The organism is Mesorhizobium sp. B3-1-7 (genome assembly GCF_006439385.1).
Lineage (GTDB): Bacteria > Pseudomonadota > Alphaproteobacteria > Rhizobiales > Rhizobiaceae > Mesorhizobium.
This window is the reverse complement of record NZ_VFTL01000038.1, coordinates 1-23,557: the sequence shown is the minus strand read 5'-3', so window position 1 is coordinate 23,557 and position 23,557 is coordinate 1. Positions and strand designations below refer to the sequence as shown.

Below are 23,557 nucleotides of genomic sequence, written 5' to 3'. Positions count from 1 at the left end.
CGAACGGAAGAAGAACAGGACGACGCTTCGTGGCTGTGGAAAAGCGAGTATCGGCGCAAGCTGCCCGGCCCGAGCGTCGGATCCGGCGGCTCAGATAAAGACCCAATCAGTTGCGGCTGTTGAGGTGCTGTACCTGGCGCAGCGCCGGGAACAGATAGGCCCACAGGCCAGCGACGGCGATGGCGCCGATGCCGCCGATCACCACTGCGGGAACCGTGCCGATCAGCGCCGCCATCGTGCCGGCGCGGAATTCGCCGACCTCGTTGGAGGCGCCGACAAAGACCTGGTTGACGGCGTTGACGCGGCCGCGCACCTCGTCCGGTGTCCAGAGCTGGATCAGCGTCTCGCGGATATAGACGCTGAACATGTCGGTGGCGCCGAGCAGGGCGAGCGCCACGATCGACAGCCAGGTGATGGTCGAGACGCCGAACAGCACGGTGAAGGCGCCGAACAGAGCGACGAAGCCCAGCATGATCTTGCCGGCATGGTCGCGGATCGGATGGCCGGCAAGCCAGACGGCGACGCAGATAGCGCCGATGCCCGGCGCCGAGCGCAACAGGCCGAGCCCCCAGGGGCCGAGCTCCAATATGTCGCGCGCATAGACCGGTAGCAGCGCCGAGGCGCCCGACAGAAGCACGGCGAAAAGGTCGAGCGAGATCGCGCCGAGCACGATCTTCTCGCCCCAGATATAGCCGAAGCCGGCAAACAGCGTCTGCATCGTCGGCTTGTCGGTGGCCGTCTGCTGGGCGGGCTTGGGAATGGTGAAGATGAGCGCGGCCGCGGCGAGCATCAGCACCGCGGCGGTAGCGTAGGCGACTTCCGCCGAAACGCCGTAGAGCAGGCCGCCGGCGACCGGGCCGACGATGGTCGCCGTCTGCCAGGCCGACGAGTTCCAGGCGATCGCGTTGGCGAAATCCTCCTGCGGCACCAGATTGGCGAACAGCGAGGAGGAGGCCGGGCCGTAGAAGGCGCGGGCGATGCCGAACATCACCAGCACGATGAAGATCGGCAGAGGGCTGGTCAGGCCGCGCAATGTCAGAAGCAGCAAGGCCAAGGCGCAGCCGGCCTCGACCAGAGTCGCCAGCGTCATGATCAGGCGGCGGCCGAAGCGGTCGGCGACCACGCCCGTGACCAGGACCAGAAGCAGCGAAGGCAGGAACTGGACGATGCCGACAATGCCGAGGTCGAACGGGTCGCGGGTCAGGTCATAGACCTGCCAGCCGACGGCGACCGACACGATCATGGTGGCGAAGGTCGTGAGGAAGCGCGCCGTCCAATAGCTGAGGAACGGGCGGTGGCGGAAAGCAGCGTAGCGCTGCTCCGGCGATATTTGTTCTGCGGTCATGGAGGTAGGCCCCGTTTCGAAAAACATTGGCCAGCGGGGCACTTCCCGAACGGGCGCTGTTCCGGCCAATGAAACTTAATAAAGTTCGCGGCGCATATGCTTCAAAATCGAGTTTGGATCAAGGGCTTTTGGACTTTTCAGCCGATTGCACGAGGAAGTTACCGCCTTAGAGCAGCCGAGATGGCCGCCAACCCGCCGCGCAACTCCGCTTCCTTCGGCCAGCCGAAGCCGAGGCGGAAGAAGCGTTTTGGCATCTCGAACCAGTGGCCGGGACCGACATAGGTGCCGTGCTCCTCCAGCAGCCTTGTGTAGAACTTGTCGAGGTCGAAGCCGGCATCGACGTTGAGTCGCGGGAAGCCGACGACTCCGCCTTGCGGCCGCACCCAGTCGACGAGAGGTTCGCCTTCGATCCAGGCCTGGACGATGTCGCGGCGCCTGGCCATTTCGGGGAGAAGCGAGGCGAGAAAGGCGTCACGGCGTTCGAGCGTAGTGCGGGCGATCGCCTCGTCGATGACGCTGCCGCAGATGCCGATCTGCTCCTTGGCGGCGAGGAAGGTTTCCTGCAGTTCCGGATCACGGGTCACCAGCCAGCCGATGCGGATGCCCGGAATTCCGAACGCCTTGGACAGCGAGCAGACGTTGATCGCGCTTGGGCTGAGCGAGGCCGCCGCGGGCAGGCGTTCGCCGTAGGAGAGGTCGCGATAGGTCTCGTCGACCAGCAGCCGGCACTTGTGATGTTCGGCGAGCGTAATCAACGCGTCGAGATCGGCGCGTGTCATCATCGTGCCGGTCGGGTTGTGCGGGCAGGTGACGCTGATCAGTTTCGTGTTCGGCCGCAGCTCTGCCTTCACACGGTCGATGTCGACGGCAAAGCCCTGGTCGAAATCGAGATCGACATAGGAGATGGCGCAGCCGATCGCCTTGGGTGTCTCGATGTTGGTGGCATAGTTCGGCCGCACGACCACGAGATGGTCGCTGGCCGAAAGCAGCGCGGTGGCGATGATGAACAGCGCGCCGGCCGCACCCGCTGTCACAAGCACATCGTCGGGAGAAAGGCCCCTGTCCTGCCCGGCGATCAGCGCCCGCAAGTCCTTGTCGCCGCGATGCTCGCCATAGAACAAGGTGAGGTCGGGCAGCGCGAGGCCGATGTCGGACAGTTTCTGGTCGGCGATCGAGCTTTCGGAAAGGTTGTAGCGGATGCGGCCGTAGCCGTATTCCTCCGGCGCTTCCTTCTCGATCACCATCCTCGCGTAGTTCATGGCTATGTCCCCCAGCGGTTGATCGTTCATGGAAACGACAAACCGATCGTCCTGTTTGCAACCCGGACGCTTCACGCTTTTCCTGGAATTGCTCTGGTCTCCGGCCGTATCCAAGCCATAAAAGCAGGAAGCCGGCCAAGGCGGATTCCTCGGCAGGCTTGCTTAAACCATTGGTGCAGGCGCGTTATTTCAGGCCGTCGCCTTGGCCTTCCTGCCCTTTGCGGGCTTCGCCGGCACCGGTTCCGCCTTGCGGCCGAGGCCGATCGACTTGGCGAGCTGCGAGCGCGACGCCGCATAGTTGGGCGCGACCATCGGGTAATCCACGGGGAGGCCCCATTTGGTGCGGTAGGCTTCGGGCGTCAGGCCGAAATGCACGCCGATATGGCGCTTCAGCGATTTGAACTTCTTCCCGTCCTCGAGGCAGATGATGTAATCCGGCGTCACCGAGCGCCTGGGATTGACGGCGGGAACCGGCGGGGGCGCCGCGGGCTCCGCCGGCCGGCTTATCCCGCCGATCGAGGAGGCGACGCTGGCGATCAGTTCGCCCAGGCCCGAAGCAGGCAGGCGGTTTTTCGCGACATAAGCCGATACGATGTGAGCGGTGAGCTCGAGCAGGTCCACTTCCCTGGCTGTGCTGGTGTCCTCGTCCACGTAGTCCCTCCATATTGCCGCAAGGCCGCGAAAACGCTGCGGTCTTCGCGGTGTGTAATGTCAAAGCGCCGCGAGCGTTGTTTTGCGAATCCGGAAAGGTGCTTGGCGCCGCAGGCCCGCGAATTCCTAGTCGGCAAATCTGCGCGACGCAATGATCTGTCGTGTCATTACACGCTGTTTTGAACAATTATACTGAAATGTAACAATATCAGACGATCAGCGCCTTGTCGCGCCATAGTCGAAATCCACCCGCGAAAGCGCGAGTGTTGTCGCCGCGCCGGGATTTTTCAGGCAATTCATCGAGCTTGTCGACATTGCCGCCGCCGATCACGACATAGTCCGGCTGCAAGGCGGCGCGAAGCCTGTCGACCACGTCGAATACGTATTTGCGCCATCTCTTCTTCCCGCGCTTTACCAAGCCGCGCTCGCCGACATAATCCTCGAAACTGGCGCCTTTTTTGTAGGGCAGGTGGGCAAGTTCCATGGGCTGCCCGACATTCTTGATGATCATGGCGGCGCCCAGGCCCGTGCCAAGGCCGAGGAACAGCATGCGGCCGCCGTCATAGCTGCCGATCGCCTGCATCAGCGCGTCGTTGACCAGCTTCACCGGCTTGCCGAAGGCGGCGGTGAAATCATAGCCGTTCCAGCCCTTGCCGAGATTGAAGGGGTCGAGCGAGGGCTTGTTGTCGCGCACGGGACCGGGATAGCCCATCGAGATGACGTCGTAGTCCAGGTCCTCCGCCAGTTTCTTCACCGAAGCGACGACCTGGTCAGGGGTCAGGCTCGGCCCGGACGCGACGCGGCGCATCTCGCCGCCGGCGCTGGTGAGGATTTTTACATGCGAGCCACCGACATCGATGGCGAGCACGATCGGATCGCTGCTCGCCGCGGCGGTTTTTGCTGTCTTCGCCATCCCGTCCTCCCCGAAGTTACTTGCTCGGATTGATCCAGCCATCGGGCGGGCCGAAGCCGTTCATGGCATCGGCCGGCCCCCAGGTCTTGGGCGCATAGATTGCCGGCGCCGTGGTGTCGCCGAGCACCGGTCCGACGATGCGCCAGGCAAGCTCGGCCGCGTCCTGGCGCGTGAAGAGCTGGCCGTTGCCGTTCATGGCGTCGCCGATCAGCCGCTCATAGGGCGGCATGTCGCCCTTGGTGTCGTCGAGCGCGGTCAGCTCAACCTGCTCGCCGATCATGTCGTCGCCGGCGACCTTGCGCTGGGCGCCGATCGAGATCGCCACCTGCGGGTCGATGCGGAAGCGCACATAATTGGCGTCGCCCGGCTTGATCGGGTCGAAGACGTCGAGCGGCGGCCGCTTCATCCGCACGATCACCTCGGTGGCATGCACCGGCATGTTCTTGCCGGCGCGGATGAAGAAAGGCACGTCCTGCCAGCGCCATGTGTCGACGAAGAAGCGCACCGCCGCGAAGGTCTCGACCGGCGAGTTGGGCCTGACGCCCGGTTCGGCCAGATAGCCGTCGAACTGGCCACGCACGACATCGCCCCTGGTCAGCGTGCGGATGGCGCGCAGCACCTGCACCTTCTCGTCGATCAGGTCGTCGGCCGAGCGGCCGACCGGCGGCTCCATGGCCAAAAGCAGCAGGATGTTGAGCAGGTGGTTCTCGATCACGTCGCGGATGCAGCCGACATCGTCATAGAATTTGCCTCGGCCCTCGACGCCGAAATCCTCGGCCATGGTGATCTGCACGCTTTCGACGAAGTTGCGGTTCCAGATCGGCTCGAGGAAGGCGTTGGCGAAGCGGAAATAGAGGAGGTTCTGGATCGCTTCCTTGCCGAGATAGTGGTCGATGCGGAAGATCGACTGTTCGTCGAACACCAGATGCAGCACCCGGTTCAGCCAGCGCGCCGACTGCAGATCGTGGCCGAACGGCTTTTCCACCATCAGCCGCGCGCCGCGCGCGGTGCCGGACTGCTCCAGTCCTTGCACGACGGTTTCGAACATGGTCGGGGGGACGGCCATGTAGTGCAGCGGCCGCTGCGCGGAACCCAGCGCCGTCTTCAGTTTCTCGAAGGTCGCGCCGTCGCGGTAGTCGCCGCTGACATAGCGCAGCAGCGAGGCGAGCTTGGCAAAGACCTTGTCGTCGATCGAACCCAGCGCCGTGACGATGCCGTCGCGGGCGCGGTCCACCAGTTTGGGGAGTTCCCAGGGGTCGAAGGCGACGCCGATCACCGGCTCGGTCAGCGTCCCCTTGGCGACCATCTGGTAGAGCGCCGGGAAAATCTTCTTGTGCGCAAGGTCGCCGGTCGCTCCGAAAAGCACCAGCGTGTCGGACCTCTCCTGGCTCATGCCGTTTCTCCCCTCACGCCTTCGGCTTTTCGATATGGCCGCCGAAGGCGTAGCGCATGGCGGACAAAAGCTTGTCGGCGAATTGCGATTCGCCCTGCGAGGAGAAGCGGTCGAACAGCGCCGAGGACAGCACCGGCGCCGGGACGCCGGTGTCGATCGCCGCCTTCAGCGTCCAGCGGCCTTCGCCGGAATCGGAGACGCGGCCGCCGAACTGGGCGAGCGCCGGATCGCTCTTCAACGCGCCGGCGGTGAGATCGAGCAGCCAGGAGCCGATGACGCTGCCGTGCCGCCAGACCTCGGCGACGGCGGGCAAGTCGACGTCGAACTGGTAGTATTGCGGGTTTTCCAGCGGGCTGGTCTCGGCGTCGGCGGTGCGCTGCCTTTTGCCGGCATTGGCCGACTTCAGGATGTTCATGCCCTCGGCATAGGCGGCCATGACGCCGTATTCGATGCCGTTATGCACCATCTTGACGAAGTGGCCGGCGCCGCTCGGCCCGCAATGGAGATAGCCAAAGGGCGCCGTGCCGGCATCCTTGGGCGGGTTGGCGCCCGCATCGGCGCCTGGCGCCAGCGTGGCGAAGACCGAATCGAGATGCTTAACCGCATCGTCGGGGCCGCCGATCATCAGGCAGTAACCCCGCTCCAGGCCCCAGACGCCGCCGCTGGTGCCGACATCGACGAAGTTGATGCCTTTCACCGCCAGCTTCGCCGCCTGGTCGACAGCATCGTGGTAGTAGGAATTGCCGCCGTCGATGATGATGTCGCCCGGCTCCATCAGTGCTGCGACCTGGTCGACGATCTTGCCGGTGATCGCGGCCGGCAGCATCAGCCAGGCGCAGCGCGGCTTGGCGAGCTTGCCGACGAATTCCTCCAGCGAGGCCGCGCCAATGGCGCCGTCCTTGACCATGCCGGCGACGCTTGCCGAATTGATGTCGTAGACGACGCATTCATGGCCGTCGCGCATCAGGCGCCGCACCATGTTGGCGCCCATCCTGCCCAGTCCCATCATTCCGATCTGCATGGTTTCATCCCGATTGCTTGAGGAAAGAAGAAATCTACTGGCCCTGTTGCGTCGATTTATGACGCGTCGATGCCGACGCTGAAGTCGACATTCTCCCAACGCATCGCCCCGGGCCAGAAAAAAGTGAAGACGATGGTGGTTCCCGGCCGCAGGCGGCTAACGGGCAAATCCACCAGATGAATGCCGAACGCATTTTCGGCCGTCCTGCTGTCCTGCACGGTCAGCCATTTGTCGCTGCTCCAATGGACGACGCCGGGCGCCGACAATTCGACGCGAAGGGCCTTGCCGGCGGGAATGGAGCGGATCTTGTTGTTGAAGCGCCAGATCCGCAACGGCGAGACCGTCCTGCCCCTGATGTAGCGCTCGACGCCCTGCGGCGGCAGGTCGAAGACGGCGCCGTCGCGCAGCGAGCGCAACAGCTTGATGTGCTCGGCATGCGCCCAGACCAGCGGCATGGCGCTGCCGGAAGGGGCGCCCAGCCGCAATTCATGGTCCGGCATGTCCGGGCGATCCCAGACCTGTTCCGGCAGAAGGCCGCCGACGCCCGCCGAGCGTTCGAAAGTCTCAAGCAGTTGCGCCGCTTTGTCCTTGCGGCCGGCGGCCAACTCGTAATGGGCGCGCTCGCCGGCAAGCAGCGGCCACGGCCGCCCCCGGCCGGTGCCGTCGAAGGGTGCCCCGTCCTCATGCTCGCCATAGCCGTCGCCGGTATAGCGGTACCAGAGCGGCCCTTGCGGCAGGTCGCGGCGCAGCTCGGCGTCGATCGCCTTGACGGTGTTGAGGATGCGCGGATCGTCAGCGGCTCTGAGCCCGAAACGCACCAGCGCCAGGGCATCCGGGCTGATGATGGCCTCGGCCGGTCTGTCGGTATCGGCCGGCGGCCGGTTCTTGATCGGCACGAAGCCGTCCTTCGGCGACGCGGCGCCGCCATCGTCGGGCGGGGCGATACGGACATAATAGCCTTCGATGCCCGCCCTGGCGCTTGCCGGGGTGCCGGTGACATAGGTCCAGCGCTCGATCTGGTCGTTCCAGCAATCGGCGATCTCGCGCAGGTAGTTTGCCGGCTCATTTTTACCGGAGGCGTCCAGCATGTCGGCAGCTGCGAGCAATGCGGCTATTTCCACGGCCAGCGTGAACGGGCTGTAGCCGGCATCCTCTTCCCAGCGATCCTCGCCGGTGACCGGGCCGTTGCGCACGACATAGGCGGCCGCGTTCTCGATCATGGTCAGGAAGTCGGCGAGCCTCGACTCCGGCAGATGGCCGGCGCGGCGCAACGCATCGGCAAGCAGCAGCGGAAAGGCGCATTCGTCCATCTGGATGCCGGGCCAATAGGCGGTGCCGTCGGACCAGCAATTCTGCGGCCAATGGCCGTCCGGCTGCTGGATCGAACGCAGATAGGTGAGGATCTGCAGCGCCTGCCTGCCGTCGCCGGCGGCGAGGAAGCCGCCCGCCGCCTCGACCAAGTCGCGCGGCCAGACGAGGTGATAGCCGCCGAGATCGTCGTCGCCCTTGTTGAAACCCCAGGGGATCGACAGGCTGGCGACCGCGGCGCCGGGCCTTGCGAGGGAGAGATGCGTCGCCAGCACCGCGCTGCTGACGCGGTAGGCGTTCAGACCGGAGGCGGCGTGACGGTCGAGTCTTTCCAGCCCTGCCTGGAATGTCCGCCAGGTCTCGACATAGGTTTTCGCCGCCGGCTCGAAACCCTGTTGCAGGCTTGCAAGCGCAAGGTCGGCGGCTTCCTCCGGCGAAGCGCCGAAGCCCAGCGCCAGCAAGGCAACCGTCTTGCCGGCCGAAAAGCCGATCTCGCCGGTCAGCGCGACATTGCCGTTTTCGGCCGCCCGGCTGGAGGGATCGAGCCCGCCATTGTCGTGCAACTGCTGCCAGCCGTCGGAGAAGCCGACATAGCCGGCCGAGCAGGCGCCCCAGGGCAGGGAGGAGGCGAGCGCGAGCGAGACGCCGCGTCCGGTGGCGAAAAGAATGCGCTGTCCCTTGTGCTCGCCGATCCAGGCGGTGTTGCCCATGCCGGCATTGACGAGATGCGGCGCCAGCAGCGCGTAGACGCGGTAATCGGCAGCCTGGCCCTTGAGGACGGTGAAACGCATTTCCTGCAGCAGGACGGATCGTTTCGAATCCGTAACGATGCGCTTCTCGATCTTGTAAGCGCCGTCGGAAGCGGTGTTGGTCAGTCGGTAGCCGGGGACACCGTCCTCGAAAGGTTCGACGGTGTGGGCCGCATCGCGCTTTTCTTCGGAAAAATAGCCGCCGGGACCGGTCACGACCAGCCCCAGGTCACGCGTGCAGGCGCTGTCGAGGCGCGGATAATAGATTTCGTTCAGAATGCCGTGACTGATGGTGAACCAGAGCGGGCTTTTTGCCGAAAGCGCGGTGCCGACACCGCTTTTGGCGCTTGATGTCCAGCGTGCCGGTATTCCGGGCGCGCCTCGAGCAACGGTCGGCGTCACTGCCATGCAATCTGTCTCCTGCCCGTGTTCCTAGACCATGACGCGGCGGCTTATCAATCGTCGCACCGCAAGTTGATCGACGGCGCCAAGGCTTTGCAGTTGACAGCTTGCGGTTCGTCTGAATTTGTCTGACAATAGATAAAAAACAGGGACTGCACGTAACGATCATCAGGCAATATCAGCAACCTCGGGAGGAACCGACATGAAGAAACTGCTCGTATTGAGTGCACTTGCGGCGATGCTCGCCTCGGGCACCGCGCTTGCCGACACCAGCGGCAAGAAGATCGCCTTCTCCAACAATTATGCCGGCAATTCGTGGCGCCAGGCGATGCTCGACAGCTACGGCATCGTCACCAAGAAGGCGGTCGACGACAAGATCGTCGCCGCAGCGGACGTCTTCACCACCGCCGACAAGGAAGTGCCGACCCAAGCCGCGCAGGTGCAGAACCTGATCCTGCAGGGCTATGACGCCATCGTCATCAACGCCGCCTCTCCGGATGCGCTCAACGGCGCCATCAAGCAGGCCTGCGATGCCGGCATCACGGTCGTCTCCTTCGACGGTACTGTCACCGAACCCTGCGCCTACCGCGTCGTCGTCGACTTCAAGGACATGGGCAAGCAGGAAGTCGAGCAGATGGCCAAGTTCCAGCCCAAGGGCGGCAATCTGCTGGAAATCCGCGGTCTCGCCGGCACCTCGATCGACGATGCCATCCATGCCGGCATCCTCGAAGGCGTCGCCGCCCATCCGGAGTTCAAGATCGTCGGTTCGGTGACCGGCGACTGGGACCAGACCACGGCGCAGAAGGCGGTGGCGACCATCCTGCCATCGCTGCCCGATGTCGTCGGCATCGTCGACCAGGGCGGTGACGGTTATGGCGCCGCGCAGGCCTTCGCCGCAGCCGGCAAGCCGCGCCCGACCATCATCATGGGCAACCGCCAGGACGAGCTGAAGTGGTGGAAGGAGCAGAAGGAAAAGGACGGCTACCAGACCTGGTCGGCCTCGATCGCGCCCGGCGTGTCGACGTTGGCCTTCTGGGTGGCGCAGCAGGTGCTCGACGGCCGCAAGGACATCCCGCACGATCTTCTGGTGCCTTATCTGGCCTTCACCCAGGACGATTTCGAGGCCGCGCTGCCGAACATCAAGGAAGGCGGCGTCGCCACCCACGAATACACGCAGGAAGACGCCATCGCGGCGATCAAGGCCAACATCAAGCAATAGCGTCGCGAGCGTTGCCAGCCGCATCGCCAACCGGATATCGTCGAGGATGCTCCAGGCTATTGCGGATATCGTCAGACTGGACGGCGCCGAAAAGCATTTCGGCGCCGTCCGGGCGCTTAACGGCGTCGACTTCCATGTCGGCGCCGGCGAATGCGTCGGGTTGGTCGGGCATAACGGCGCCGGCAAGTCGACGCTCATGCACATGGTGGCCGGCACGCTGCGGCCGGATGGCGGGCAGATCGCCGTGCGCGGCAATCAGGAGGCAAGCTATTCGGTGGCGCGGGCGCTCGAGCTCGGCATACGCTGCGTGTTTCAGGAACTGTCGCTCTGCCCCAATCTCAGCATTGCCGAGAATACGCGCATCAACCATCCCTCGCTCGCCGGTTTCGGCTGGCGGCGCAAGGCCGCGGATCTCATCCGCGCCAAGCTCGACGAGATCTTTCCCGACCACGGCATTTCGGCGGACGACATTGCCGGCGACCTTTCGATCGGCAGGCGGCAGATGGTCGAGGTGGCGCGCGCCTTCACGCTGACCCGCGAGCCGCTGCACCTTGTCATCCTCGACGAGCCGACCTCCTCGCTCGATGCGCATACGGCGGGGCAATTGCTTTCATTCGTGCGCCGCTTCGTCGAAAAGGGCGGCAGCTGCATCCTGATCTCGCATGTGCTGGGCGAGGTGTTGCAGAACGCCGACCGCATCGTGGTGATGCGCGACGGCAAGGTGGTCGCGGCGGATGCCGCCAATGCCTTCGATCGCGATAAGCTGGTCGCCGCTATGGGTGGCGCCGAAGGGCATCACAAAGCCGCCGCCGAGGCCCGCAAGAGCGAGCCTGGCGCGCTCAGGGTTCGCGCGCGCCCGGCCAGGCAGCAGGACGGCAAGGAGCTGGTCGCCCGCGCCGGCGAGATCATCGGGCTTGCCGGCCTTGCCGGGCACGGCCAGACGGACCTACTCCTGGCCATATTCTCGGCCGCCTCCCGCGCCAGGGCCGGCATCGAGGTGACGGCGCCGGTGGCGCTGGTCGCCGGCGACCGTCAGTCGGACGGCATCTTTTCGCAATGGTCGATCGCGCAGAATATCGGCATCCGCTCGCTGGCCCGGCTGCGCAACGGCCTGCTGATCTCGCCGCAGCGCGAGGCCGAGCTCGCCGAATTCTGGAAGAAGAAGATCGGCATCCGCACGCCGGACATGAACAACAACATCTTCTCGCTGTCGGGCGGCAATCAGCAGAAGGCGCTGTTTGCCCGTGCGCTCGGCTCCGACGCCGAGATCGTGCTGATGGACGACCCGATGCGCGGCGTCGATATCGGCACCAAGCTCGAAGTCTACGATCTCGTGCGCGAGGAGGCCGCCAAGGGCCGCACTTTCCTCTGGTACACCACCGAGACCGAGGAGCTCGACAATTGCGATCATGTCTATGTCTTCAAGAACGGCCGCATCGTCGCCAATCTTGGGCGCGACGAGCTGACGGAGGAAAAGATCATCCAGTCCTCGTTCGGCGATGCGGCCTGAGATGACCGCGATCGCTCCCGGCACGCTCCCGAAATCCTCGCCGCGCGGCAGCGCTGCCCGAGCGCGCCTGCTGCGCGGCCTCTTGCCGGCCTTGTCGCTGGCGCTGGTGCTGATCGCGATCGCCTGGCTCAATCCGCGCGCCATCAGCTATTTCGGCTTCAACCTGATGCTCAACCTGGCGATCCCGATCGCGCTGGCGACGATCGCGCAGATGTTCGTCATCGCCGGCAACGAGCTCGACCTGTCGATAGGGACGTTCGTCGGCTTCGTCGGCTGCGTGACTGCAACTTGGCTTAGGGATGCGCCGCTCATCGGCATCGTGGTTCTGCTGGGATCGATCGGCGTCTATGCCTTGCTCGGCGCGCTGATCCATCTGCGCAATTTGCCGTCGATCGTTGTCACGCTCGGCATGAGTTTCGTCTGGCAGGGGCTTGCCATCCTGGTCCTGCCCAAGCCGGGCGGCAAGGCGCCGGACTGGCTGCTTTCGATCATGTCCTTCAAGCCGCCCTACATCCCGTTTCCGATCCTTGCCGCGCTGCTGATCGCCGCGGTCGTGCATTTCGGCCTGATGCGCACCTCCTATGGCGTGATCCTGCGCGGTTCCGGCGGCAACGCCGCGGCGCTCAGGCGCGCCGGCTGGTCGCTGCTCCGCACCAAGGTCGTGCTGTTTGCTCTGACAGGCCTGTTCGGCGTGCTTTCCGGCATGGCGCTGATCGGCATCACCACCTCGGCCGACGCCAATATCGGCAACGGCTACACGCTGCTGTCGATCGCCGGCGTCATCCTCGGCGGCGGCGAGTTCGTCGGCGGGCGCGTGTCGCCGATCGGCGCGGTGCTCGGGGCGCTGACGCTGGCGCTGGCCGCATCACCGCTCTTGACCTTCATGCACATCCCGCCCGACTGGCAGGTGGCCGCCAATGGCGCGATCCTGATCATCGTGCTTGCCGCGCGGGTGCTGATCAGCCGCAGGGAGCGGTAAGCGATGGCCTCGCTGCGTATGCTGCTCGAAAAGCCCTGGATCTGGTCCTTTGTCGGCGCGCTGATCGTCTGGCTGGCAACGATCGTCTTCACCGGCGGCTATGGCGCCGGCGGCATGGTCACGGCGGCGCTCTCGCTTGCCGTCTTCACCGTCATCGTCGGCGTCGGCCAGATGTTCGTCATCACGCTGGGACCCGGCAATGTCGACCTGTCGCTGCCGGCCAATATCGGGCTGGCCAGCGCGGTCGCCATGAAGGTGATGGGCGGCAGCGATGCCATGATCGTCGTCGGCCTGCTCGCGGCACTTGCCTGCGGTGCCGCGATCGGCGCCATCAACTACCTGCTGATCTGGGCGCTGAGGATACCGCCGATCATCGCCACGCTGTCGGCGAGCTTCATCATCCAGTCGGTCGACATCAGCTATGGCCGCGGGTTGCAGATCAAGCCGCCGCCGGGCTTCGCCGACTTCACCAACTGGCAGGTGCTTGGCATTCCGGTGCTGGCGATGCTGACGGTGGTCTTTACCATCGGCGCCGCACTTGCGCTGCAGCGCATGATCTACGGCCGATCGGTGCTGGCGATCGGCCAGAACATCCGCGCCGCCTGGCTCGCCGGCGTCCATGTCGGCCGCATCCGCTTCCTCACCTACACGCTGTGCGGCGCGCTGGGCGGCATCGACGGGGCGCTGCTCGCCGGTTACTTCCGCGGCGCCAATGTCGACATCGGCAACGAATACCTGCTGGCCTCGATCGCGGTCGTGGTCATCGGCGGCACCTCGGTCGCCGGCGGCAAGGCCAACGTGCCGGGCGTCTGGGGCGCCGGCCTGTTCCTGGTGCTCTTGCTCACCATGCTCAATACCTTCGGCGTCAGCGCCGGCGTGCGGCTGGTGCTGACCGGACTGATCATCGTCGGCGTAATCACGGCGGCCGGCGGCGAGAAGGCGGTGCGCTAAAGCGTTTCACCGTTTCACGGAAACGGCGAACCGCTCTATCTCTTTGTTTTGACGCAATTCCGGACGGAAGGCTACGGCGAAACCGCTGAACCTAACCGCTCACTTTTCCTGGGATCGCCTTAATTCCCCGACACAGGGATTTTGAAAGGTTGCCGTTTGTCTTGGCGCAAGATTTTCCGTTCATGTCCGTGAAATCAGCGCAAACGCCGGGGATTGGTTGAAGCCGCCGCAACCTCGTCATTCTATGGCGGAGCAAGGAGCGAAGCGACGCGGCGCAGACCATAGAATCCATTCCGTGACGTCAAGGCGTCGCCACGGTGCAGAATTTTGCTCCGCTGTACTCCCTGGTGAAGGTAACGGCATGGATTCTAGGGTCTTCGCGACGGAGCTTCGCTCCTGCTCCGCCCTAGAATGACGATCGCGATGGGCGTTTCGGCCAATCTCGAACGCATGCACCTGCCAACACAAACAAAGCCGACCGGTCAAAATCCCCGTGCAGTGCCACTGAGCAAACGGTCTTCCGTACGGGATTGCGTTGAAGCCCTATTTAGCGGCCTTGGCCCGCGCGATCGCGTCGACGATCATCTTCTTGGCATATTTGGAGCCGTGCCAGCCCTCGATCTTGACCCACTTGCCGGGCTCGAGATCCTTGTAATGCTCGAAGAAGTGCTGCACCTGCTGGCGCGTGATTTCCGGCAGATGCGTGTATTCGGTGACGTTCTCGTAGCGCAGCGTCAGCTTGGGCGAGGGAACGGCGATCACCTTCTCGTCCTGGCCGGCATTGTCTTCCATGATCAAGACGCCGATCGGCCGCACATTGATGACGCAGCCCGGCACCAGCGCGCGCGTGTTGCAGACCAGAACGTCGATCGGGTCGCCGTCGCCCGACAGCGTGTGCGGCACGAAGCCGTAATTACCGGGATAGCGCATCGAGGTGTGCAGGAAGCGGTCGACGAACAGCGTGCCGGCCTCCTTGTCCATCTCGTATTTGATCGGCTCGCCGCCGATCGGCACCTCGATGATGACGTTGACGTCGTCAGGTGGGTTCTTTCCGGTCGCAATCGCTTCGATACGCATGATCTATCCCTCTCTCGATTCCAAGACCGATAGCGGGCGAAACGTCATGGTGCAATGCGGTGAATAGCACTGAACGCTAATGAAAGCGCACAGTTTGTGATGGCCTGTAACTTAGGCGACGCTAGTCATTCCAGACGAAGGCGACCTTCTTCAGCGCCTTCTGCTCGAAGACCTCGACGCCTTCGGCGATATCACGGCCGCCATTGCCGGCATAGAAGGCCAAGGCGTTGTGGTTGTCTTCCAGCGCCCAGACCACCAGGCCACGCAGGCCATGGTCGGCGAGCCGGGCCTTGGCCGCCTTGAACAGGCGGCTGCCGAGCCCGATGCCCTGGTATTCGGGACGCAGGTAAAGCTCGTAGATCTCGCCCTGCTGGCGGAGCTCGCGGGCGCGGTTCTTGCCGATCGTGGCATAGCCGGCGACCGTCCCGCCGATCTCGACCACCAGCACGGTGGCGGCGCGGCGAATCGCGTTGGCCCACCAGTCGACGCCGCGGCGGTTGATCATCGAGGTCAGCGTGCGGTGCGGGATGATGCCGGAATAGGCGCCGCGCCAGGCCTGCTGGTGCACCTCGGCAATGGCGCTCGCGTCGCGCGGCTCTGCCTTCCGGATGTCGATCGTCAGCGTGTTCATGATTGGTTAACCATAAACCCGCATCGGCTGATTGCAAAGAGTCCGCCAAACCCCTTCGACGCTTTCGCACAGGCGAAAGGCGCGTGGGCGGACAAGGCGCCTAGAGCCGGATGATTTCAGGTCGAATCGACCTGAAATCTGAATCCGTCTCTAAATCCAAGAGATAGAGCATGATGTCGCCCGAAAACCGCTTCACACTTTTCGGCATCATGCTCTGATCAGATTTCGACAAGATGATCGTCGAGCTCGTTGGCGTCGCCTTCGGTCACCGGGAAATGCTCGGCGAGCACCGCGCCGACCGTGCCGATGGCCTTGACGAAGCCGTCGGGCAGCCGGTCGTCACCGGCATGCTTCGTCAGGTCGCGCACAACGCCGTCCCAGACATGCTGGCCGACCTTGGCATCGATGCCGGAGTCGGCGACGACCTCGGCATAGCGCTCCGCGATGGAGACAAAGATGAGCACGCCCGTGCGGGCCTGCGTGCGGTGGACGTTGCGGGCCAGGAACTGCTTCATCGCATTGGCGTGCGCCGCCTGATAGCGCAGCCTTCTCGGCACGAAATGAATGCGCAAGGCGGGCAGAAACCAGAGCAAGGCGAGGACCGAGGCCTGCGCCAGCACTTGTGCCAGGACGAAATGCGGCAGCCGGATGGTCAGCCACAAGCCCTCCAGCCCGTAGGCGACGGCAAGGCTGGCGATGAACAGGCCGATCGTCGTCGTGAACGCAGCCGGAAAGAAGTAGCCGTCGCTGGCTCGAGCGACGACGCAGTAGATCTCGCCGTCGGTCCTCAACTCGGCCGTCCGGATCGCCTCGGCGATGCGGTCATGGTCCTCGGCGCTTATCGATCGCGTTGCCATGATGCCTCACCAGCTTCCCGAGGAGCCGCCGCCACCGGACGAGCCGCCGCCGCCGGAAAATCCGCCGCCGCCGCCACCCGACGACCAGCCTCCGCCGCCCGACGACCAGCCACCGCCGCTCGACGAGGAGGATCGCCGGCCAGGCTCGAAAGTCATGCCGAGCCAGCGGTAGCGGCCGGGTCCGATCTTCTGGCCGAAGATCGGCGGCAGCACCGTCATCGCGATGCCGCCGAAGAAGATCAGCGCCCAGATGGTGATGAAGATGGCGAAGAACAGGTCATCGGAGTTGAACGGCGCCTGCTCGTTGCGCTTGCCGCGCGCCTCGAGCTCCTCCGGATTGCCCTCCAGCACCATGATCATGTCGTCGACAGCCTTGGTGATGCCGCCGGAGAAATCGCCGGCGCGGAAGGCCGGCACCATGTCGTTCTCGATGATCAGCTTGGTGTGCAGGTCGGTGAGCGTGCCTTCGAGACCATAGCCGACCTCGATGCGCATCTTGCGGTCGTTGGGCGCCACCAGGAGCAGCACGCCGTTGTTTTCCTTGGCCTGGCCGAGCTTCCAGAAGCGGAACAGCCGGTTGGCGTAAGGCTCGATCTCCTCGCCGCCGAGGCTGGGTATGGTGGCGACGACGATCTGGTCCGAGCCTTTTGTCTCGAAGTCGGCAAGTTTCTGGGTCAGCGCCGCGCGCGTGCCGGCATCGATGATGCCGGCGTTGTCGACGACGCGGCCGGTCAGCGCGGGGAGGTCGGCGGCGAGCGCGGCGAGGGGGAGGAGGAAGAGAGCGAGCAAAACACCGGCGAAGGCGCTCCGGCACACCCCCCTCTGGCCTGCCGGCCATCTCCCCCGCAAGGGGGGAGATTGGACTTCAATGCGGTCTTCGCCAATCGCCAACGTTGCAGGAGAGGCGTCGGCAAAGAAGCTGCTAATCTCCCCCCTTGCGGGGGAGATGTCCGGCAGGACAGAGGGGGGTGTGAAGGAACTCAAGGCCTGCAAGCTCGATTAAATTTCAGTCGAGGCTCTCACCCGCCCTGCTTGGTGGGGCTCGTGCCGAAATCGACCTTCGGCACCTGCATCTTGTCCTCTTCCACCGTGAAGTTGGCGTAAGGTTCGTTGCCGCGGAACCACAATGTCGCCCACAGCACGGACGGGAAGGTCTTCAGCGTCAGATTGTAATCCCTGACCGCCTGGATGTAGTCGCGCCGCGCCACCGCGATGCGGTTCTCGGTGCCTTCGAGCTGCGCCTGTAGCGCGAGAAAATTCTGGTTCGCCTTGAGGTCGGGATAGGCTTCCGACACCGCGATCAGCCGCGACAGCGCGCTTGTCAGCCCGGCCTGGGCATCCTGGAATTTCTTCAGCGCCTCTGGATCCTTCAGCGTGTCGGGCGTCACCGTGATCTGCGTCGCCTTGGCGCGCGCCTGGACGACCGCATCGAGCGTATCCTTTTCATGCGAGGCATAGCCCTTCACCGTCTCGACCAGGTTCGGGATCAGGTCGGAACGGCGCTGGTACTGGTTGAGCACCTCGCTCCAGGCCGCCTTGGCGTTCTCTTCCGCCGTCGGAATGGTGTTGTAGCCGCAGCCGGCGAGCAGCGGCAGCACAAAAGCCATCATCAGGAAGGCAGGCAGATTGCGGAAGACGGAAGGTGGTGAGAGGCGCTCTGTAATCATGGTTGGTCCCTCGACAGAAGTTGCATGCGAAGCATTACCACAATCCACGCGTAAGAAAATGTCCGGCCGATGACGCCGATTCCGGCGCGGGCGCGACCCACTGTGAATAGTCGAGCGAACAGGATTCCCTCTCTTTGTTTGACGCAATTCCGGTCGGAAGGCCACGGCGAAGTCGCCGAGTCTAAACGCTTCGCACTTTTCCTGGAATTGCTCTAAGCTCCGGGCAGGAAAGGGCAATTGCATGGCCGAGCGCCGGGACGACGAGACCGAATCGCGCCGCATCCTCGAGCGCGTGGCGCGCGAGACGGCGCCGGGCGGCGCCTCGTTCATCGCACGCACGGCGAAGGACGCGCGCGACCGTGTCACCGCCGCCGACGCCGACCGCGCTGATCCCATCGAATATTGGGGAACCCGCATTGGCCGAACGCTCGGTTTCGTCATTGCCATTGGGCTATTGGCCTGGCTGGTGTATGCCGCCACACGTGGCGGCTAGGATTCAGATTCCATGAATGCAGAAAAAACCGACGCGCCGCGCGCGGTCATCGTCATCTCCAGCCATGTCGCCCGCGGTTCGGTCGGCAACCGCGCCGCGGTCTTTGCGCTGGAGACGCTGGGTTTCCCGGTCTGGGCGGTGCCCACCGTCATCCTGCCCTGGCATCCGGGCCACAGCCGGGCCACGCGCATCGTGCCGCCGCTCGATCAGTTCAAGGCGCTGATGGCCGATCTCGAGCGCGCGCCGTGGCTGGGCGAGGTAAGGGCCGTGCTTTCGGGTTATCTCGGCGAGGCGGGCCAGGCGGAAGCCGTCGCCTCGCTGGTCGCCGCCGTCAAGGAAAAGACGCCGAATGCGCTTTACGTCTGCGACCCGGTTATGGGCGATTCCGGCGGGCTCTACGTGCCTGAACCGACGGCCGTTGCCATGCGCGACAAATTGATGCCGATCGCGGATATCGCGACGCCCAACCGCTATGAGCTGGAATGGATGGCGGGCGCGCCGTTGCCCGACATCAAGGCGGTGACGGCGGCCGCACTTCATGCCGGCCCTTCGACCATGCTGGTGACCTCGGCGCCCGCGATGATGATGGGCGGCACCGGCAATTTCCTGCTCGACGGCAGCCAGGCGCTGCTTGCCGAGCACCGCGTGATCGAGAAGCCGCCGAATGGGCTCGGCGACCTGACGGCCGCCGTCTATCTGGCGCGCGTTCTCTCCGGCCAGGCGCCGGTCAAGGCGCTGCAATCGACCACCGCCGCGGTCTACGAGATCCTCGCCCGCACCGCCAAGCGCGGCGGCGACGAGCTGCAGCTCGAAACCGACGCGCAGAGCCTGTCGCATCCGATGGCCATGGTGCAGCTGCGCCACCTGCTGCATCCGGGGCGGGACAAGCGGGCGTGACGCCAGACGGCGGCCTGGCCGGCGTCGACGGCTGCAAGGCCGGCTGGATCGCCGTCCACCGCGAAACGGGCGTCGCGCCGTCGGTTTCGGTCTTCCCGAGCTTCCAGTCGCTGCTCGACGCGCTGCCGAATGCCACCATCGCCGTCGACATGCCGATCGGCTTGCCGGATTTTTCGCGCAAGGGCGGCCGCGGGCCGGAAGCGCTGGTGCGGCCGCTGCTCGGGGCGCGGCAATCGAGCGTGTTCGCCATCCCCTCCCGAGCGGCGCTCTATGCCGACACCAGCGACTTCACCACGATCGAGGCCTGGTATGCGGCGCACCGGCTGGCAAGCGCGGTGGCGATGGAGACCTCCGACCCGCCGCGCGGCGTTTCGATCCAGGCCTTCGGTATTTTCTCGAAGATACGCGAGATCGACCAGTTGGTGATCGCACGGCCCGATTTGCGTCGCCGCATCTTCGAATCGCATCCGGAAATGGCGTTCTGCCGGCTGAATGGCGGCACGGCGATGGCCTTGCCGAAGAAGATCAAGGGCGCGGTCAACCCGGCCGGCATGGAGGAGCGCAAGGCGCTGCTTTGCCGGCATGGCTACGAGAAAGCCTTTCTCGACCAGGCAGCACCACGAGGCGCCGCGAGCGACGACTTCCTTGATGCGGCGGCGATGATGCTGATTGCCGGCCGTATCGCCAACGGTGAGGCGAAGCCTTCTCCGGATCCGCCGCTGGCCGACCGTTTCGGCATCCCCGTTGCCATCTGGGCGTGACGCATATCGGGCCGAGCCATGATTGCCGCAACGATTGCGACGCAGCGATCCGCAATTCGGCATTGCCCGCGACCGGCTTTTGCCGTTAGAGCCTTTTTCCATCGCAACGAGCTGCCGCCCCAACCCCCGGAAAGGCTCTAGCCGCCAATGCCCCATCTGCCCGAGCACCTGCTGAACGGCTACCGCAACTTCATGACCGGTCGCTATCCTACCGAAAGCGACCGCTACCGCTCGCTGGCGCGGGAAGGCCAGGCGCCGGAGACGATGATCGTCGCCTGCTGCGATTCCCGCTCGGCCCCGGAAGCGATCTTCGACGCAGGGCCGGGCGAGCTCTTCGTGCTGCGCAATGTCGGCAATCTGGTGCCGCCCTACGAGCCGGACGGCGAGTTCCATTCGACCTCGGCCGCGCTCGAATTCGCCGTGCAGAGCCTCAAGGTGAAGAACATCGTGGTGATGGGACACGGCCGCTGCGGCGGCATTCGCGCCGCGCTCGACACCAATGCGGCGCCGCTGTCGCCCGGCGATTTCATCGGCAAATGGATGAGCCTGATCGCGCCCGCCGCCGAGACGGTGGCTGCCAGCACGATGATGACGGCGACGGAGCGCCAGACGGCGCTGGAGCGCATCTCCATCCGCTATTCGATCGCCAATCTCAGGACCTTTCCCTGCGTCTCGATCCTCGAAGGCAAGGGACGGCTCTCGCTGCACGGCGCCTGGTTCGACATCTCGACCGGGGAGCTCTGGGTGATGAACAAGAACACCGGCGATTTCGAGCGGCCGGAGCTGTGACGGAGGGATAATGCCCCGGAGCGGGTGGAAGGTCTTTCTCGCGGCGACGTTGCTCATGTCCACGATCGCCCGCGCCAGCGCCGATGACGGCGCCATTATCGACCGCTGGTACTCGGCGCTGCTGGTCGCCGACCGCACCGAATTGTCCGACCTGCTTGCCGACGACGTGCGCATGAAGCTCGACGACATCGGCGTCGTCCAGACCAAACGGGACTTCATCGCCTCGATCGACGAATGGCAGGGCGCGGTCGCGGGCGCCGCGATCAGACACCGCGTCGAAAGGAGCGAGAACGGCGAGACCACGGTGCTCGCCTGCTACGACTTCCCCAGCAACGACACGCTGGTGCGCGAGACCTTCACCGTCGCCGGCGGCCGCATCGTCGCCAGCACCCAGACGGCGGTGGCGCAAGATTGCAGCGCCTATTGAGGCGAAGCCCGAGTTGCGCTGTACGCGACACCGCCCTACATCCGGGCTGCCCTCCGCCTATCGAAACTCCCCGATTGGATCTGCCCATGTCAAAAACCGTCGATCTCGCCGCCCATCCGCTGACCGTCTGGCAGGGGCCGCTCGGCCTGCCGGATTTCTCGCGCGTCGGCGACAATGATTTCGGACCTGTCTTCGATGCGGCGCTCGAGGCGCACCAGGCCGAGATCGACGCGATCGCCGGCAACAGCGAGACGCCGACCGTCGAGAACACGCTGGCAGCGCTCGAACTCGCGGGTGAGGCGCTCGACCATGTCTCGTCAATCTTCTGGTGCCGCGCCGGCGCCCATACCAACGACACGATCCAGGCGATGGAGCGCGAGGTTTCGCCGAAGATGTCGCGGCATTTCTCGGCGATCTCGATGAACGAAAAACTGTTTGCCCGCATCGACGACCTCTACCAGCGGCGCGACAGCCTCAAGCTCGATGCCGAAACGCTGCGCGTGCTGGAGAAGACCTGGAAGGGCTTTGTCCGGTCGGGCGCGAAACTCGACGCCCATGGCAAGAAACGGCTCGCGGCCATCAATGAGGAGCTTTCCTCGCTCGGCACCAAATTCGGCCAGAACGTGCTGGCCGACGAGCGCGACTGGGCGCTGTTCCTCGACCAAGCCGATCTTGCCGGCCTGCCCGATTTCCTGAAGAGCGCCATGGCCGAAGCGGCCGAGATCCGCGGCCAGAAGGGCCACTATGCGGTGACGTTGTCACGCTCGATCTATGAGCCGTTCTCGACCTTTTCCGAGCGCCGCGACCTGCGCGAGATCGCGTTCAAAGCCTTCATCATGCGCGGCCAGAATGGCGGCGCCTCCGACAACACCGATGTCGTGCGCGACATGCTGAAGCTGCGCGCCGAGAAGGCGAAGCTGCTGGGCTACGGCTCGTTCGCGGCACTCAAGCTCGACGATACGATGGCCAAGACGCCGAAGGCCGTGCACGACCTGCTCGATCCTGTGTGGGAGAAAGCGCTGGAAAAAGCCGCCGCCGATCAGAAGGAGCTGGAACGGCTGGCAGCGGAAGCCGGCAGCAACGAGAAATTCGCGGCGTGGGACTGGCGCTTCTACCAGGAAAAGCTGCGCGCCGAGAAATTCGCATTCGACGAGGCGGAGCTGAAGCCCTACCTGCAGCTTGAACGGGTCATCGAGGCCTGCTTCGACGTCGCCACCAAACTGTTCGGCATCACCTTCGAGGAGAAGAAGGGCATCGCCGCCTGGCATCCCGATGCGCGTGTCTTCGTGGTCAAGAATGCCGACGGCAGCGAGCGCGGCCTGTTCCTGGCCGACTATTTCGCGAGGCCCTCAAAACGCTCCGGCGCGTGGATGAGCGCGCTGCGGTCCGGCTACAAACTCGGTCATGGCGCCAAGCCGGTCATCTACAACATCATGAATTTCGCCAAGCCGCCGGCCGGCGAGGCAGCACTTCTGTCGGTCGACGAGGCCAAGACGCTGTTCCACGAATTCGGCCATGCGCTGCACGGCATGCTGACCGACGTCGACTGGCCGTCGGTTTCGGGCACGTCGGTCAGCCGCGATTTCGTCGAACTGCCTTCGCAGCTATACGAGCATTGGCTGACGGTGCCCGCGGTGCTGGAAAAGCACGCGCTGCACGTCAAGACCGGCAAGCCGATGCCGAAGGCGCTGCTCGACAAGATGCTTGCCGCCCGCACATTCGGCGCGGGTTTCGCGACGGTCGAGTTCACCGCCTCGGCGCTGATCGACATGGCTTATCACGCGCGGCCGGACGCGCCCACCGAGCCGCTTCGATACGAAGCCGAGACGCTCGAAAAGCTGCATATGCCCGACACGATCGCGATGCGCCATCGCACCCCGCATTTCGGCCATGTCTTCGCCGGCGACGGCTATTCAGCCGGCTACTATTCCTACATGTGGTCGGAAGTGCTCGACGCCGATGCCTTCGCGGCTTTCGAGGAGACGGGCGATCCCTTCAACCCGGCGCTCGCCGAGCGGCTGCGGAAGAACATCTATGCCGCCGGCGGCTCGAAGGACCCGGAGGAGCTCTACACGGCGTTTCGCGGCAAGATGCCTTCGCCCGAGGCGATGATGCTGAAGCGCGGGCTGGTGTGATTGGCTAATCTCCCATAAGGGGGGAGATGGCCGGCAGGCCAGAGGAGGGCGCTGTCCCGCCGACCGGTCCTTCGTCATTCTAGGGCGGAGCAAGGAGCGAAGCGACGCGCGCAGACCCTAGAA

The 23,557-nt window shown here is 64.6% G+C and carries 22 protein-coding genes; 10 read left to right on the top strand and 12 right to left on the bottom strand.

Annotated elements, in window-relative coordinates; translation table 11 throughout:
• Positions 1-106: 106 nt before the first annotated feature.
• The 7 genes from FJ417_RS26625 to FJ417_RS26595 form a co-directional block, all read right to left on the bottom strand.
• Entirely contained in the window at positions 107-1,345 is a 1,239-nt protein-coding gene (locus tag FJ417_RS26625) for an MFS transporter (RefSeq protein WP_140707075.1), read from the bottom strand.
• Positions 1,346-1,503: 158 nt separating this feature from the next.
• Positions 1,504-2,604, bottom strand: a complete 1,101-nt coding sequence (locus FJ417_RS26620) for an aminotransferase class I/II-fold pyridoxal phosphate-dependent enzyme (protein WP_140785482.1) — start codon at positions 2,602-2,604, stop codon at positions 1,504-1,506.
• 189 nt (positions 2,605-2,793) lie between these two features.
• Entirely contained in the window at positions 2,794-3,255 is a 462-nt protein-coding gene (locus tag FJ417_RS26615; protein ID WP_140646091.1) for a MucR family transcriptional regulator, read from the bottom strand.
• 208 nt (positions 3,256-3,463) lie between these two features.
• Positions 3,464-4,168 (bottom strand): ROK family protein, encoded by a 705-nt coding sequence (locus FJ417_RS26610; RefSeq protein ID WP_140785481.1) that lies wholly within the window; start codon positions 4,166-4,168, stop codon positions 3,464-3,466.
• 16 nt (positions 4,169-4,184) lie between these two features.
• Positions 4,185-5,561 (bottom strand): glucose-6-phosphate dehydrogenase, encoded by a 1,377-nt coding sequence (gene zwf, locus FJ417_RS26605; protein WP_140785480.1) that lies wholly within the window; start codon positions 5,559-5,561, stop codon positions 4,185-4,187.
• 13 nt (positions 5,562-5,574) lie between these two features.
• Entirely contained in the window at positions 5,575-6,582 is a 1,008-nt protein-coding gene (gene gnd / locus FJ417_RS26600; protein WP_140707067.1) for a phosphogluconate dehydrogenase (NAD(+)-dependent, decarboxylating), read from the bottom strand.
• 56 nt (positions 6,583-6,638) lie between these two features.
• Entirely contained in the window at positions 6,639-9,047 is a 2,409-nt protein-coding gene (locus FJ417_RS26595) for a glucan 1,4-alpha-glucosidase (protein ID WP_140785479.1), read from the bottom strand.
• Between the two features lie 196 nt (positions 9,048-9,243).
• Here FJ417_RS26595 and FJ417_RS26590 point away from each other — a divergent pair, with 196 nt between their 5' ends.
• The 4 genes from FJ417_RS26590 to FJ417_RS26575 are packed head-to-tail and all read left to right on the top strand — an operon-like array spanning position 9,244 to position 13,700.
• Complete coding sequence (locus FJ417_RS26590) at positions 9,244-10,260, top strand: ABC transporter substrate-binding protein (RefSeq protein WP_140658696.1); 1,017 nt, start codon at positions 9,244-9,246, stop codon at positions 10,258-10,260.
• Positions 10,261-10,306: 46 nt separating this feature from the next.
• Positions 10,307-11,770 (top strand): sugar ABC transporter ATP-binding protein, encoded by a 1,464-nt coding sequence (locus tag FJ417_RS26585; RefSeq protein ID WP_140707061.1) that lies wholly within the window; start codon positions 10,307-10,309, stop codon positions 11,768-11,770.
• Position 11,771: 1 nt separating this feature from the next.
• Complete coding sequence (locus FJ417_RS26580; RefSeq protein ID WP_181183306.1) at positions 11,772-12,749, top strand: ABC transporter permease; 978 nt, start codon at positions 11,772-11,774, stop codon at positions 12,747-12,749.
• Between the two features lie 3 nt (positions 12,750-12,752).
• A complete protein-coding gene (locus tag FJ417_RS26575; RefSeq protein ID WP_140785477.1) occupies positions 12,753-13,700 on the top strand; it encodes an ABC transporter permease in 948 nt (315 codons plus the stop codon).
• A 543-nt stretch (positions 13,701-14,243) separates the two neighbouring features.
• Here the strand turns inward: FJ417_RS26575 and ppa are convergent.
• The 5 genes from ppa to FJ417_RS26545 form a co-directional block, all read right to left on the bottom strand.
• Positions 14,244-14,777, bottom strand: a complete 534-nt coding sequence (gene ppa / locus FJ417_RS26570; protein WP_140785476.1) for an inorganic diphosphatase — start codon at positions 14,775-14,777, stop codon at positions 14,244-14,246.
• 121 nt (positions 14,778-14,898) lie between these two features.
• Positions 14,899-15,408 carry a GNAT family N-acetyltransferase gene (locus tag FJ417_RS26565; protein ID WP_040991512.1) on the bottom strand — a complete coding sequence of 170 codons (510 nt, stop codon included), beginning with the start codon at positions 15,406-15,408 and terminating at the stop codon, positions 14,899-14,901.
• Between the two features lie 218 nt (positions 15,409-15,626).
• Complete coding sequence (locus FJ417_RS26560; RefSeq protein ID WP_140785475.1) at positions 15,627-16,265, bottom strand: TPM domain-containing protein; 639 nt, start codon at positions 16,263-16,265, stop codon at positions 15,627-15,629.
• 6 nt (positions 16,266-16,271) lie between these two features.
• Complete coding sequence (locus tag FJ417_RS26555; protein ID WP_246687554.1) at positions 16,272-17,054, bottom strand: YgcG family protein; 783 nt, start codon at positions 17,052-17,054, stop codon at positions 16,272-16,274.
• Positions 17,055-17,284: 230 nt separating this feature from the next.
• Positions 17,285-17,932, bottom strand: a complete 648-nt coding sequence (locus FJ417_RS26545) for a LemA family protein (protein ID WP_140785473.1) — start codon at positions 17,930-17,932, stop codon at positions 17,285-17,287.
• Positions 17,933-18,173: 241 nt separating this feature from the next.
• On the opposite strand from FJ417_RS26545, the gene FJ417_RS26540 reads away from it, so the two are divergent.
• From FJ417_RS26540 to FJ417_RS26515, 6 genes are all read left to right on the top strand, one after another.
• Entirely contained in the window at positions 18,174-18,425 is a 252-nt protein-coding gene (locus FJ417_RS26540; protein ID WP_140647049.1) for a hypothetical protein, read from the top strand.
• A 12-nt stretch (positions 18,426-18,437) separates the two neighbouring features.
• Positions 18,438-19,322, top strand: a complete 885-nt coding sequence (gene pdxY, locus FJ417_RS26535; RefSeq protein WP_140647048.1) for a pyridoxal kinase PdxY — start codon at positions 18,438-18,440, stop codon at positions 19,320-19,322.
• Positions 19,319-20,083 (top strand): DUF429 domain-containing protein, encoded by a 765-nt coding sequence (locus FJ417_RS26530; protein ID WP_140785472.1) that lies wholly within the window; start codon positions 19,319-19,321, stop codon positions 20,081-20,083. The genes pdxY and FJ417_RS26530 overlap by 4 nt, the downstream gene beginning before the upstream one ends.
• Positions 20,084-20,230: 147 nt before the next feature.
• Positions 20,231-20,872 (top strand): carbonic anhydrase, encoded by a 642-nt coding sequence (locus tag FJ417_RS26525; protein WP_140785471.1) that lies wholly within the window; start codon positions 20,231-20,233, stop codon positions 20,870-20,872.
• Positions 20,873-20,927: 55 nt separating this feature from the next.
• Positions 20,928-21,299 carry a nuclear transport factor 2 family protein gene (locus FJ417_RS26520; RefSeq protein WP_246687553.1) on the top strand — a complete coding sequence of 124 codons (372 nt, stop codon included), beginning with the start codon at positions 20,928-20,930 and terminating at the stop codon, positions 21,297-21,299.
• An 80-nt stretch (positions 21,300-21,379) separates the two neighbouring features.
• The gene (locus FJ417_RS26515) at positions 21,380-23,434 is read left to right on the top strand and encodes a M3 family metallopeptidase (RefSeq protein ID WP_140785516.1); all 2,055 of its coding nucleotides are present in this window, start codon (positions 21,380-21,382) and stop codon (positions 23,432-23,434) included.
• Positions 23,435-23,557: the final 123 nt, after the last annotated feature.

Coding starts and splice junctions, on each gene's coding strand:
- FJ417_RS26625 (WP_140707075.1), bottom strand. CDS start 1,345: ATGACCGCAGAACAAATATCGCCGGAGCAGCGCTACGCTGCTTTCCGC.
- FJ417_RS26620 (WP_140785482.1), bottom strand. CDS start 2,604: ATGAACTACGCGAGGATGGTGATCGAGAAGGAAGCGCCGGAGGAATAC.
- FJ417_RS26610 (WP_140785481.1), bottom strand. CDS start 4,168: ATGGCGAAGACAGCAAAAACCGCCGCGGCGAGCAGCGATCCGATCGTG.
- zwf (WP_140785480.1), bottom strand. CDS start 5,561: ATGAGCCAGGAGAGGTCCGACACGCTGGTGCTTTTCGGAGCGACCGGC.
- gnd (WP_140707067.1), bottom strand. CDS start 6,582: ATGCAGATCGGAATGATGGGACTGGGCAGGATGGGCGCCAACATGGTG.
- FJ417_RS26595 (WP_140785479.1), bottom strand. CDS start 9,047: ATGGCAGTGACGCCGACCGTTGCTCGAGGCGCGCCCGGAATACCGGCA.
- FJ417_RS26590 (WP_140658696.1), top strand. CDS start 9,244: ATGAAGAAACTGCTCGTATTGAGTGCACTTGCGGCGATGCTCGCCTCG.
- FJ417_RS26585 (WP_140707061.1), top strand. CDS start 10,307: ATGCTCCAGGCTATTGCGGATATCGTCAGACTGGACGGCGCCGAAAAG.
- FJ417_RS26580 (WP_181183306.1), top strand. CDS start 11,772: ATGACCGCGATCGCTCCCGGCACGCTCCCGAAATCCTCGCCGCGCGGC.
- FJ417_RS26575 (WP_140785477.1), top strand. CDS start 12,753: ATGGCCTCGCTGCGTATGCTGCTCGAAAAGCCCTGGATCTGGTCCTTT.
- ppa (WP_140785476.1), bottom strand. CDS start 14,777: ATGCGTATCGAAGCGATTGCGACCGGAAAGAACCCACCTGACGACGTC.
- FJ417_RS26565 (WP_040991512.1), bottom strand. CDS start 15,408: ATGAACACGCTGACGATCGACATCCGGAAGGCAGAGCCGCGCGACGCG.
- FJ417_RS26560 (WP_140785475.1), bottom strand. CDS start 16,265: ATGGCAACGCGATCGATAAGCGCCGAGGACCATGACCGCATCGCCGAG.
- FJ417_RS26545 (WP_140785473.1), bottom strand. CDS start 17,932: ATGATTACAGAGCGCCTCTCACCACCTTCCGTCTTCCGCAATCTGCCT.
- FJ417_RS26540 (WP_140647049.1), top strand. CDS start 18,174: ATGGCCGAGCGCCGGGACGACGAGACCGAATCGCGCCGCATCCTCGAG.
- pdxY (WP_140647048.1), top strand. CDS start 18,438: ATGAATGCAGAAAAAACCGACGCGCCGCGCGCGGTCATCGTCATCTCC.
- FJ417_RS26525 (WP_140785471.1), top strand. CDS start 20,231: ATGCCCCATCTGCCCGAGCACCTGCTGAACGGCTACCGCAACTTCATG.
- FJ417_RS26520 (WP_246687553.1), top strand. CDS start 20,928: ATGTCCACGATCGCCCGCGCCAGCGCCGATGACGGCGCCATTATCGAC.